This window comes from Dyadobacter sp. CY356, assembly GCF_021440195.1.
Lineage (GTDB): Bacteria > Bacteroidota > Bacteroidia > Cytophagales > Spirosomataceae > Dyadobacter.
In genome coordinates this window covers 495,746-509,052 of sequence record NZ_JAJTSZ010000003.1, presented here as the reverse complement: position 1 = coordinate 509,052, position 13,307 = coordinate 495,746, and the positions used below count along the sequence as shown (strand labels likewise).

At 41.2% G+C, this 13,307-nt stretch carries 7 protein-coding genes; all 7 read left to right on the top strand.

The annotated features are described in order from the left end of the window. Positions 1-22 precede the first annotated feature (22 nt). The 7 genes from LXL81_RS14025 (at position 23) to LXL81_RS13995 (ending at position 13,304) form a co-directional block, all read left to right on the top strand. Complete coding sequence (locus tag LXL81_RS14025) at positions 23-2,869, top strand: triple tyrosine motif-containing protein (RefSeq protein WP_234647415.1); 2,847 nt, start codon at positions 23-25, stop codon at positions 2,867-2,869. A 215-nt stretch (positions 2,870-3,084) separates the two neighbouring features. After that, complete coding sequence (locus LXL81_RS14020; protein ID WP_234647414.1) at positions 3,085-6,072, top strand: TonB-dependent receptor; 2,988 nt, start codon at positions 3,085-3,087, stop codon at positions 6,070-6,072. Between the two features lie 13 nt (positions 6,073-6,085). Beyond that, a complete protein-coding gene (locus tag LXL81_RS14015; protein WP_234647413.1) occupies positions 6,086-7,579 on the top strand; it encodes a RagB/SusD family nutrient uptake outer membrane protein in 1,494 nt (497 codons plus the stop codon). A 133-nt stretch (positions 7,580-7,712) separates the two neighbouring features. After that, on the top strand, positions 7,713-9,065 hold the full coding sequence (locus tag LXL81_RS14010; protein ID WP_310589576.1) for a glucoamylase family protein: 1,353 nt from the start codon (positions 7,713-7,715) through the stop codon (positions 9,063-9,065). Positions 9,066-9,125: 60 nt separating this feature from the next. Then, entirely contained in the window at positions 9,126-10,505 is a 1,380-nt protein-coding gene (locus tag LXL81_RS14005; RefSeq protein WP_234647412.1) for a glucoamylase family protein, read from the top strand. 141 nt (positions 10,506-10,646) lie between these two features. Beyond that, positions 10,647-11,627, top strand: a complete 981-nt coding sequence (locus LXL81_RS14000) for a kelch repeat-containing protein (protein WP_234647411.1) — start codon at positions 10,647-10,649, stop codon at positions 11,625-11,627. 42 nt (positions 11,628-11,669) lie between these two features. After that, on the top strand, positions 11,670-13,304 hold the full coding sequence (locus LXL81_RS13995; RefSeq protein WP_234647410.1) for a M1 family metallopeptidase: 1,635 nt from the start codon (positions 11,670-11,672) through the stop codon (positions 13,302-13,304). Positions 13,305-13,307 lie beyond the last annotated feature (3 nt).

Sequence of the window (13,307 nt, the reverse complement as noted above, 5' to 3'; positions counted from 1 at the left end):
ACAAATTAAAATGATCTTTTTAATGATAAAAAAGTGTTTTTTCAACAACTTGATTTTTACCCAATCAGGTAAAAACAAATTTTTTGAAGGATACGCTTTACTTATCTTCCTTATAATTCCGTTTCTGGCATCAGCTCAGGAAACGCCTCAGCTCATCAATTATCCCAACACAATTTATAAGGCACACAACCAGAACTGGGAAATTTCGCAGAGCAAAGACAACATTATATATGCCGCTAATTCGGATGGTTTGCTGGAATATGACGGAGCGGTCTGGAAATTATATCCACTTCCTAACAGGCAAATTATTCGTACTGTATTGTGTGATACAACGGTAAACGGTGATTCGCGGGTTTACGTCGGAGGATTTTCAGAATTTGGTTATTGGCAAAAAACCGGAAAAGGACAGCTGATCTATCACTCACTAAGTCAGAGTACAAACTTTAAAAGCCTGAAAACAGAAGAAATATGGCATATCACAAAAACAACGGATGCCATTTATTTTCAGTCGTTTGCAAGAGTTTATAAATATGATGGAAGGAAGATAACCGAGTTGAAATCGTCCGGGAATTTCATGTTCATACGAAATGTGCGGAACCGGCTATTTTTTCATATGCTGACAAAAGGTTTGTATGAATTAAAGAATAACAAATTTTTACCGCTTCCCGGCTCTTCAGCCCTTGCTAATGCCGTTGTCTCTGACATTCTTCCCTTTTCAGACAACCGCCTACTGATCACTACCACAAAACACGGTCTGTTCCTCTATGATTTTGAAAAATTGACGGAGTGGAAAATCCCTGTCAGTGAAGAATTAAAAAAGAACATCATCAATAAAGCACTGATACTGAGCTCCGACAGCAGCCTCGCCCTGGGAACCATATTGAAAGGACTTTATATTCTGGATAAAAACGGCAATTTGAAATATCATTTTAAAAAAGAAAATGGCTTGCAGAATAATACCGTTCTGTCGCTTGGTGAAGATAGCAGAAAGCATCTCTGGCTGGGAATGGACCAGGGAATTGACCTGATAAAACTGTCGTCGCCCATCATTTCCTATCAAACCATTGATAATCCGCTTGGTTCTACTTACGCCGCCGCCATTTGGAAGGACAAACTTTACGTCGGGTCAAATAATGGTGTTTTTGTAAAAAAATGGCCGTCCGCAGAACCATTTCGTGCAATTCCCGGGCTTGAAGGACAAACCTGGAATTTAAGAGTTGTTGATGACCAGCTTTTGTGCGGACATAATGATGCTACTTTCCGGATTGAGGAAAATGGTATTAAAAGAATTTCATCCGTAACAGGTGGCTGGGTTTTCCTTCCGGTGCAGACCAAAAAAGAAAAACTTTTATTACAGGGATCTTATACCGGACTTCATGCTTACCGGAAAGATAACAAGGGATACTGGGTTTATGCTTTTGCAGTAAAAGGAATTCCGCCTATTCCGATCAAACAGATTGTCAGGACAAAAGATGGCTCGCTCTGGCTTGCTCATGCTTACAAAGGATTATTCAGGACTGTTTTGAACGAAAATATGGATTCGGCAAAAACCTGGCAGGAATACAAATCCCCGATTGACATTCCCAGCGAGTTCGCCATTGAAATAACGCCCTGGCAACCTAATATCCTTGTTCATTCTGGAAATGGTTTTTTTCAACCAAATGATGAAAATAAATTAATGCCTTACCTGAATTTAAAAAACAATGACGGTGATGCCTTTAAAATACGGACCGGGATTCAAGGGGACTGGTTTAAGGTTTATTTAAACAAAATATTTTTAATAAATAATAACGATACCCGCTCTCTGGATCTATCACTTTTAAGGAATAATGAAACCATTATTCCATTATCCGCTCAATATTATTTCTTCGGACTGGACAACGGATATGCGTTGTATGACAGAACGATAGCGGAAAAACCCATGACCGCTGCTATGACGCCCGTAATTCGCAGGGTAATGAATTTAAGGAACCTGGCAGAAATGTTTGAAACAAAAAGTAATACCATTTTGCCAAAAAAAGTCCGGTCTATCCGTATCATGTACGCATTACCTGTTTTTGGACAAAATATTCAATACAAATATCGTTTGAAAGGACTTTCGGAACAATGGTCAGAATGGACGGAACAGAGTTATGTTGAATATACCAACCTTGAATCCAGGGAATATACCTTCGAGGTGAAAAGCAATCTGAATGAACAAGTTACCATATACCGGTTTTCTGTAAATCCCTTTTGGTACGAAACCGTCTGGGCGAAACTTTTATTCGTATTGTTAGCCGCCGCCACCTTAACCGGAATTATTTTCTATCAGGAAAAAAGATTAATCTCCCACCGTAAAAAACTTTTAGAAGAGCAGGAAGAAAAACTGCGACAACAGACGTTGGTCAATGAAAGAAGAATCATCGAGATCAGGAATGAAAATCTTCAAAGCGAGATTAAAAATAAAAGTCAGCAATTAAGTAATGTCGCGATAAATGTTGTTCGCAAAAATGAAATATTACAGGAAATCCGGGACGAGCTGCAACAGGTAAAACAGGAACTTGGTCAGCAGCTACCTAACATTCATTATCAAAAATTACTGCATAGTATCGAACGAAATGTTGCCGGAAAAGATGACTGGGTTTTGTTTGAAGAAAATTTCAATGAGATCCATGACGAGTTTTTTAAACGCCTAAAAAAGACTTGTCCGGAAATCTCTCCATCTGAACTTCGCCTGGCGGCCTGCCTGCGTATGAACCTTTCAAGTAAGGAAATGGCACCTGTCCTGGGAATTTCTCTCCGTGGTATAGAAATCAAAAGGTACCGGCTTAGAAAGAAACTTCATTTGTCAAATGATTTTAATCTGAACGAGTATATGATGGAGATATAAATCATATAGACAAAACCAATAATTTCTTATTAAAACACCAAATTTCATTGCATTATTCTTATTGATGTAGTTGTGATGTAGTGGTATTTTTGACAATAGCTATGATTACTTGTTAGTTTTGAAGACAATTTAATCTTTGTAAAGTTCTAATACCTAACTAAAAACCAATGAAAGCAAATGTACGATCACTGTACTTGTTGATCATTTTTGCGTGCATGACCACACTATCGTTCGCGCAGGGGATAAACATAACAGGTAAGGTCACTTCGGCAACAGACGGCACTGCACTTCCTGGTGCAAGTGTTTTAATTAAAGGTACCACAACAGGAGTTCCTACTGACTTAGAAGGAAATTTCGCTATTAGTGTTCCTTCTACTGAATCAATCCTGGTCGTATCCATGATCGGGATGACACCACAGGAAATTCCGGTGGGTTCTAATTCAGTAATTAATATCGTACTTCAGGATGATGCAAGAGCATTGAATGAAGTGGTCATTGTAGGTTATGGAACACAAAAGAAACTGGATATAACAGGTTCTGTGGTTTCTATCAAAGGAAGCGAAATATCAAAACAATCTTCAATTAACCCTGTCAGCGGTTTACAGGGAAAAGTTGCCGGTGTACAGATCAACAATTCCGGTAAACCAGGTGAAGCACCGCAAATCCGTATTCGTGGTGTAGGTACTGCTTATGGTAGCCCTAACCCGCTTTATGTAGTGGACGGCGTTTGGTTTGACGATATCAGTTTTCTTAACTCCAATGATATTGAGAGCATGAACATCCTGAAAGATGCTTCAAGCCAGTCTATTTATGGGGTTCGTGCTGCAAATGGTGTGGTTTTGATCACTACTAAAAAAGGAAGATCTGGAAAAGCAGTGATTGATTACAATGGTTATGTGGGTGTTCAAAAAGTGACAAACCAGATCAAAATGGCTAACGGCAATGAGTACTCAACCATGATCAACGAGCTTAGCGCGATCAATGGAGGAAAACAATTGCTGGATCCATCTCAATATGGTGAAGGAACAGATTGGTACAAACAAATCCTCCGTGACGCTTTTATTACAAACCATCAGATTTCTGTCAGCGGCGGGAGTGATAAAGCTACTTATGGTCTTTCACTGGGTTACCTGAAACAGGATGGTATTGTTGACAGAAATAACTTCAAACGTTATACTGCCCGTTTCCAGAACGATTTCCAGATCTCCAAAAATCTGAAAGTGGGTTATACTGCAACTGGTGCATTCAGCAAATCAAATGATGAGGCAGGTGGAATTTTCCGCCAGTTATATGCAGCTGCTCCGGTAGTGCCGGTTTATAATGCAGATGGAAGTTATGGTGATCCTTCAAAATTACTTTTGGGAGATGCCGTTAATTTCAATCCACAAGTTACGGTTGATGTTTTCAACCAGGTTACCAAAAAAACATTATTGACAGCAAATGCGTATGCTGAATTGTCATTTTTGAAAAATTTCACATTCCGCACAAGCCTTGGTGGACGTTATGGCCAGGATGAAACCAGAACTTACAATCCGGTTTATGCCGCGACGCTGGCTCAACGCAATACCAATAGTTTGCTGACTTTTGTTCGTCCTCAGGCACGTTATTGGATTTTTGAAAATACATTGACTTATACCAAAGAAATCGGGAAACATAGCTTCACTGCACTTCTTGGTCAATCGGCTCAGCATGATCAATCTTATCAGCTGACCGCTACTGCACGTGACGTTCCTTATACAAGTGAAGGTGATTTGTATCTGGCTTTGGGAAATGCAGATTCAAGAAATGTAACTGACGAAGGTGATTTAGCGACTTACTCATCTTATTTTGGTCGTGTTAATTATTCGTTCTCTGACCGTTACCTGATCAATGCATCGTTAAGAGCGGATGGTTCATCCAAATTCTATCAGGGTGGAAATGGCTGGGGATATTTCCCTTCTGTGGGTGCCGGCTGGGTAATCAGCAATGAACCGTTTTTACAAAACCAGAAAGTATTTGATAACCTTAAACTTCGCGGAAGCTGGGGTAAAATTGGTAATGCATCCGTTCCTTCAAACCTGTCAACTTTAACTGTTGCTACGGGTGGATCACTAGCTGCCATTTTTGGCGGTGCGGTAAATACAGGCGCAAGCATCAACTCAATCATTCCTCCGGTAACTTACTGGGAACGTGGTGTAGGTACAGACATTGGTTTGGAAGCATCAATGTTAAAAAACCGTCTTTCGGTTGAACTGGACTATTATACCAAAAAAACAGAAAGAGCCATTTTTGATATTCCTGTTCTGGCATCTATAGGAACTTCTTCGGGAAGTATTTTAGGAAACCAGGCTGATTTTCAAAACAAAGGATTCGAAGCAGCGATTAGCTGGAGAGACGAAATCGGAAAGGATTTGTCATACAGTATCGGTATCAATGGTAGTGTAAACACCAATAAAGTTCTTACTGTATCCACAGGTGCTAACCCGATTTATGCCGGAGGCGTAGGTCTTACAGGTGGCGCCCTGGCAACAAGAACCCGCGTTGGTGATCCTATCGGTTCATTCTACGGATATGTTGTTGACGGAATTTTCCAGAACCAGGCTGAAATTGACGGATCTGCACAGAAAACAGCAAAACCGGGCGATTTCAAATATCGTGATATAAGTGGTTCTAACGGAACGCCTGATGGTACGATTACAGGATTGGACAGACAAGTGATTGGTAATCCAAACCCTAAATATACGTACGGTATCAATACAACCTGGAATTATAAATGGCTAGATTTAACGCTTGATTTCCAGGGTGTTGCAAAAGTTGACATTTATAATGCAAACCTGGGCTGGCGTTATGGAAATGAAAACTTCACAAAAGATTTCTATGACAACCGCTGGCATGGAGAAGGAACCTCAAATACTTATCCTTCTGCAAATATTGGTGGCGGCAGCAATTATCTTCCTAACTCATTTTTTGTACAAAGCGGAAGTTATTTCCGGGTTAGAAATGCCCAGTTAGGATTTACCCTACCGACAAAAGTTACTGAACGTTTGAAATTGAAAAAACTTAGAGTTTATGCCAATGCACAAAATGCGCTTAACTTTTTCAAGTACAAAGGACTTTCGCCGGAAGTTAGAGCAACGGATAATAAACCAACAACGGCCGGAATTGATGCCAACGTTTATCCGTTGTCTGCAACCTACAATTTTGGTTTAAACATTACATTCTAAGATCATCACGACTATGAACAATATAGATTTTAAAATAAATTTTAAACGGATTGGGCTCTACGCAGGGCTCACTTCCATGTTGCTTTTCCCGGTTGCATGCCAGGATAGTTTCCTGGATACCGATCCGCAAGGCAAGCAGGCAGGTGATGTTTTCTGGGTAAATGAAAGCGATGCAACCAAAGCTGTCAATGCGATGTATGCCAATTTGCGAAGTTTCGACAACATTGCTTTTGGATCCGTAGCGGTTGAAAGCTTAGGTTCAGATGAAACTGAAAAAGGAAGTTCCGCATCCGATGCAACTTTTTTGAATACGTACGACAACTTTTCAGTAGGTTCGACGGATGGTCAGCTGGGTGCATTCTGGTCTGCTCAATATAAAAATATTAACTATGCCAATCAGGTTTTAGATAATATTCCGGCGATTGAAATGACAGCCGCATTGAAAGAGAGATATCTGGCAGAAGCAAAATTCATTCGCGCTTATTCTTATTTCCGTTTGGTTCGTGCGTTTGGCGATGTTCCTCTTCGGTTAAAAGTACCGGCCGATAACTCAGAATACAACATTCCAAGAACACCAAAAGCGGAGGTATACACAGTAATTGAAAAAGATCTGACAGAGGCGGCTGCTGTGCTTCCGGCAAGTTATGGAACAGCAGATCTGGGCCGTGTTACCAAGGGAGCGGCTTTATCCCTGCATGCAAAAGTTTCGATGTACGAGAAAAAATGGCAGCAGGTATATGATCTGACAACACAGGTAATTGCCTCAGGTCAATATAAACTGGTTGCCAACTATGAGCAGTTATTCAGAATTGCCAATGAAAATTCTTCTGAATCTGTTTTTGAAATACAAAACGAGTTGGTACTTGACAATGCCGACGCTTCCAATTCTCAGTACTCACAGGTTCAGGGAGTACGTGGTGTTGTAGGTGGTGGCTGGGGCTTTAATGTTCCTACGCAGGCATTGGCTGATGCATACGAAACGGGAGATCCAAGAAGAGACGCGACCATTATTTTCCGTGGTGAAACAACACCGGAAGGTGATTTCATTCCAACAGTGGGCGACAATCCTATGTATAACCAAAAATCTTATGTGCCTTTCAGTCTTTTCGTTTCCGGATTTAATGAAGGAGCGCAGCAAAATGTGCGTGTGATCCGTTATGCTGATGTTTTGTTGATGAATGCTGAGGCAGCTAACGAATTAGGAAAAACTACCGAGGCACTGGCTTCATTGGAAATCGTCCGTGCAAGAGCAAGAGGTACGAGCACCACAATTCTTCCAAAAGTTACCACAACAGAACAAGTTGCTTTAAGAACTGCTATCTGGCACGAACGTCAGGTTGAGTTGGCTATGGAGTTTGATCGTTATTTTGATGTCATCCGCCAGGGAAGAGGAGCTGCTGTTTTCGGACCAAAAGGATGGACTGCCGGCAAAAATGAAGTCTGGCCGGTTCCTCAGACTGAAATTGATTTGAGTGGTGGTGTTTTAACACAAAATGCAGGATACTAACTGATTATAATTTAAGAATAACACCGGTCTGCAAGTGCTAACAAATCAGGGTTCTGATTATTAAAACTTCTGACCGGTGTTTTATTTTCTTCAAAGGGAAGTTCCATTTTCCCAATCCATATAAACTCATATTTTGAAAAATTGTTTTCCCATATTCCTGCTGCTCCTTGCAGTTTTTACTTTTGCCTGCAAAAGTGATGATGTAAAAGCGCCGGAGGTTATCGCGCCGGTAACTTTCCAGATTGATTCAACTGATAAATTCCCAATCATATCCGACGAAGCACTTTTGACTTTGGTACAAAAGCAAACTTTCAAATATTTCTGGGATTTTGGACACCCGGTCAGCGGTTTGGCAAGAGAAAGAAATACTTCCGGTGATGTGGTTACCTCGGGTGGTAGCGGTTTTGGCATCATGACAATTCCGATTGCAATCGAAAGAGAATTTATAACCAGAGCGCAAGGACTGGAAAGAACGCAGAAAATTGTTGGTTTCTTAAAAACGACAGCTCAAAAGTTTCACGGCGCATTTCCGCATTGGCTGAATGGGGCAACGGGAGCGGTAGTTCCTTTCAGTGCGAAAGATGACGGGGCAGATCTCGTTGAAACTTCTTATTTGATTCAGGGACTTTTGACTGTACGCCAATATTTTGACGGAAACGATGCAGCTGAAACTGCATTAAGAAATGACATCAACGCAATCTGGTATGCGGTAGAATGGGATTGGTTCAGGAAAAATAATGAAAACGTGCTGTACTGGCATTGGAGCCCGAATTATAACTGGGATATGAATTTGCCGATCAAAGGCTGGAACGAATGTCTGATAACGTATGCACTGGCGGCATCTTCGCCAACACACGCCATTCCAAATGTCGTTTATGAAAACGGCTGGACTGGTAATGGGTCTTTTAAAAACGGCAACAGTTATTATGGTATCACATTACCGCTGGGAACGGCTTATGGCGGCCCGTTATTTATCTCTCAATATTCCTTCCTGGGTATCAACCCAACCGATCTTACCGATAAATACACGAATTATCTGACACAAAATCAGAACCATACTTTAATCAATTACAATTATTGCAAAACCAATCCATTAAAATATAACGGATATAGTGAACTCTGCTGGGGATTAACGGCCAGCGATATTCCTGATGGATATAATGCAAATTCTCCCACCAGCGACAAAGGCGTTATTGCCCCTACCGCGGCTTTATCAGCATTTCCATACACCCCCACGGAATCGATGAAAGCATTGAAGTTTTTCTATTACAAACTGGGCGACAAGCTTTGGGGAGATTATGGATTTTATGATGCTTTTTCTTTACAAACTCCCTGGTATGCGACTTCCTATCTGGCGATTGACCAGGGACCGATCATTATTATGATTGAAAATCACCGCAGCGGCCTTCCCTGGAAATTATTTATGAGTGCTCCTGAAATTAAAACCGGGATGAAAAATCTGGGCTTTCAGAGCCCGAATTTATAATCGACTTATATAAGTTGAAATGAATAACGATTCAACTACCTCAATAAAAAAAGAATTACTATGAAATTGATACTCCTGTCACTAGGCATTTTATGCAGTCTGCTTATGCCAGAGCATAGCATGGCTCAAAAGAAAAAAACAAAGGCAACTACCACTCCGGCAGTTTTCAATCCGGTCAATCGCCTGAAAAACTTGTCAGATACCGCCTTACTTGAACTGGTTCAAAAACAAACTTTCAGATATTTCTGGGATTTTGGACATCCGGTAAGTGGTATGGCCAGGGAAAGAAGCAACATCGCATTTGATTATGGTGATGAAGTTGTTACCACAGGCGGAACCGGATTTGGTATTATGGCTATGATCGTTGCAGCAGAACGCGGCTGGGTACCGAGAGATTCGGTATCAAACCGACTATTGAAAATGGTCAAATTTCTTTCCAAAGCGGATCATTACCATGGCATTTTCCCGCATTGGCTGAATGGAGGAACCGGAAAGATTATTCCTTTCGGAAGAAAAGATGACGGAGGAGATCTTGTGGAATCTTCATTTTTGTTCCAGGGTCTGATTTGTGCCAAACAATATTTTCAGGGAGAAAATGATACAGAAAGAGATTTAAGAAACCGGATTACGTGGATCTGGGAAGAGGCAGAATGGGATTGGTATACAAGAGGAAACCCGGATCAGTTGTTCTGGCATTGGAGCCCGAATAATGGCTGGGCGATGAATTTTGAATTGCGTGGGTATAACGAAACGCTTATTACTTACATCATGGCGGCGTCGTCGCCGCGTTATCCGATTACTGCCCAGGTCTACAATAAATGCTGGGCGCAAAGTGATCATTTCAAAAACGGCAAAGAATTTTATGGCATAAAACTTCCATTAGGATTTGATTTTGGCGGTCCATTGTTCTTTGCACATTATTCTTTTTTAGGACTGGATCCACGAAAACTGAAAGATCAGTATGCTGATTACTGGGAGCAAAATGTGAATCATACTATGATCAACTACAAACATTGCGTTGCCAATCCCGGGAAATTTAAAGGTTATGGTGAAAACAGCTGGGGATTAACGGCCAGTGATACTTACAATGGATACAATGCTTTTTCTCCAACCAATGATTTTGGTACGATAACCCCAACCGCCGCCCTATCTTCTTTTCCATATGCACCGCAGCAATCGATGAAGGCACTGAGACATTTTTATGATGATCTGGGTGATAAAATCTGGAGTGAGTACGGATTTACGGATGCCTTTAATGAGTCGCAAAACTGGTATGCAAAGTCACATCTGGCGATTGATCAGGGGCCGATTGTTGTCATGATCGAAAACTACCGGACGGGATTGTTATGGAAATTATTCATGAGCAGCCCGGATGTACAAAATGGTTTAAAGAAGTTAAATTTCGAAAGTCCGGCTTTGAAAACAATCAGCAAAAATTAACTGTTTATTGGCTAAAATTCACAACAATTGAAAGCTGTTAACCGCTTTTAGAAATAATAAAATAAATTGTACCTTGATGGCATTTAAGAGCGTTTATGGAATTAAATTCCGTAAACGCTTCCTAACCCGATACAATTTATTATGAGCCTACTACACAGAATTGTAATTCTTTTTGCAGCCATCAATACATTGGCCTTCCCCGTTTCTGCGCAAATGTGGAAAGCTGTTGAGCCTGAAAATCTTCCGGTTAAAAGATTGGAAAATGCCATGGCACAAGCCAACGGAAAACTTTATCTGGTTGGTGGACGGGATATTAAATCGGTGGATGAATATGACCCGAAGAAAAATACCTGGGTCAGCCTGAGCCAGACACCTCTCGAAATGAGCCATTTTCAGGCGGTTTCGTTTCATGGCGAGATCTATGTCCTTGGTGCTTTCACAGGCGGATATCCCCATGAAACACCAATTCCCAATATTTATATTTTCAATCCGGATAAAAATGAATGGCGCAAAGGTCCGGAAATTCCGGAAAACAGAAGACGCGGAGCCGCTGGTGCTTTTGTGTTGAATGATAAGATCTATGTGATTTGTGGTATTCAGGATGGTCACTGGGACGGCCAGGTTGCATGGTTTGATGAATATGATCCGGCTACGAACACATGGAAACAGTTGCCTGATGCGCCAAGAAAAAGGGATCATATACAGGTTGCCGTTGTAGATAACAAACTTTACGTAGCCGGTGGGCGACTTTCAACTGCCAGAATTAATCAGGTACTCAATACCACCATTGCCGAAATGGATGTGTATGATTTCAAAACCGGCAAATGGGAAACACTCGATCCATCCAATAATATTCCGACCAAACGTGCCGGAAATACGACCGTAGTTTTAGGGCATAAAGTACTATTTATCGGGGGAGAAAGCGATGCGCATGTGGAAGCGCATAACGAAGTTGAAGCATTTAACACGCATACCCAAAAGTGGGAAAAGTACCCGTCCCTGCTTCAGGGCAGACATGGTACGCAGGCGGTTACCATGCATAAAAAAGTTTACATCGCAGCTGGTTCTGGCAACCGTGGTGGCGGACCGGACTTAAACACGCTGGAAGTTTTAGAAGATTGACCCATATAATTTCACTTCCTGTTTCATAAATCCTACATTGTAATGTTTAAAAAACTCCTTTCTTTTTGTTTGGTAGTAACTCCTTTTTTTGCTTTTGCACAAAAAAAACAAACTGTTTTCACCCACGCAGATACTTTACGCGGCTCCATAACGCCAGAGCGCTCATGGTGGGATTTGACCTACTACCATTTAAACGTAAAGCCAAATGCAAAAGACAGCACGCTTACAGGCAGCACGCTTATCAATTATAAAGTTTTAAAGCCAAATCAGGTTATACAAATTGATTTGCAGGAACCCTTGAAAATTGAAAAAGTAGTCCAGGATGGCCAGACTTTAACCTACAAAAGAGATGGGAATGCTTTTTTTATCACTTTGACCAAAAAACAGGAAAAGGGGAAATCTGAGTCTCTTGAAGTATTTTATTCGGGAAAACCGCGTTTGGCAAAACGTCCGCCATGGGATGGCGGCGTGCAATGGGTACCTGATGGAAAGGGAAATACAGTAATTTCAACTTCCTGCCAGGGACTTGGGGCAAGTGTGTGGTGGCCTTGTAAAGATCATATGTATGATGAGCCCGACAGTATGATGGTGAGTATTACGGTGCCAAAAGGATTGACGGATGTATCCAACGGAAAACTCCGCAGTGTGGTTGAAAATAATGATGATACGCACACATTTAACTGGGCTGTTGTTAATCCGATCAATAATTATGGCGTCAATATGAATGTCGCAGATTATGTAAGTTGGAAGGAAACTTATAAAGGAGAAAAAGGCGACCTGCCGCTAAGTTTTTATGTTTTACCACAGAATCTTGAAAAAGCAAAAGTCCAGTTTAAACAGGCGAATCAAATGCTGAAAGCTTTTGAACACTGGTTTGGACCTTATCCTTTTTACGAAGATGGCTATAAATTGGTTGAAGTACCTTATCTGGGCATGGAACACCAAAGTTCAGTTACTTATGGTAACGGATATCAAATGGGCTATCTGGGGCGCGATCTTTCAAAAACGGGCTGGGGTTTGAAGTGGGATTTTATCATTATTCACGAAAGCGGTCATGAATGGTTTGCCAACAACATTACCTACAAAGACGCGGCCGATATGTGGATTCATGAGAGTTTTACGAATTACTCTGAAAACCTTTACACGGAATATTATTTTGGCAAAGAAGCTGGTGCAGATTACGTTATCGGAACCCGCGCCCTGATTGCCAATGACATTCCGATCGTCGGGCCTTATGGCGTGAACGAATCCGGGTCGAGAGATATGTATTACAAGGGTGGAAATATTCTGCATACGCTGCGTCAGGTTGTCAATGATGATGAAAAATGGAGACAGATCTTACGCGGGCTGAATAAAACATTCTACCATCAAACTGTTGAAGCTGCTCAGATTGAGGGATATATTTCGAAACAGGCCGGCAGAGATTTCAGTAAGGTTTTTGATCAGTATCTGAGAGATACTAAGATTCCTGTTTTGGAGTATACATTTAAGGACAACAGCGTACAATATCGCTGGGCGAATGTGGTGAGCGGATTTGATATGCCGGTCAAAATAAAATTAGGCGATTCAAAGGAACAATTTATTAATCCTACCGGCGAATGGAAAACTTTAAAAACCAAGGGAGAAAAAACGCTGGTTGTAGACCGCAATTTTTATGTTGAATCAAAAAGTGTTTAAGCT

Coding starts and splice junctions, on each gene's coding strand:
- LXL81_RS14025 (WP_234647415.1), top strand. CDS start 23: ATGATAAAAAAGTGTTTTTTCAACAACTTGATTTTTACCCAATCAGGT.
- LXL81_RS14000 (WP_234647411.1), top strand. CDS start 10,647: ATGAGCCTACTACACAGAATTGTAATTCTTTTTGCAGCCATCAATACA.
- LXL81_RS14020 (WP_234647414.1), top strand. CDS start 3,085: ATGACCACACTATCGTTCGCGCAGGGGATAAACATAACAGGTAAGGTC.
- LXL81_RS14015 (WP_234647413.1), top strand. CDS start 6,086: ATGAACAATATAGATTTTAAAATAAATTTTAAACGGATTGGGCTCTAC.
- LXL81_RS13995 (WP_234647410.1), top strand. CDS start 11,670: ATGTTTAAAAAACTCCTTTCTTTTTGTTTGGTAGTAACTCCTTTTTTT.
- LXL81_RS14005 (WP_234647412.1), top strand. CDS start 9,126: ATGAAATTGATACTCCTGTCACTAGGCATTTTATGCAGTCTGCTTATG.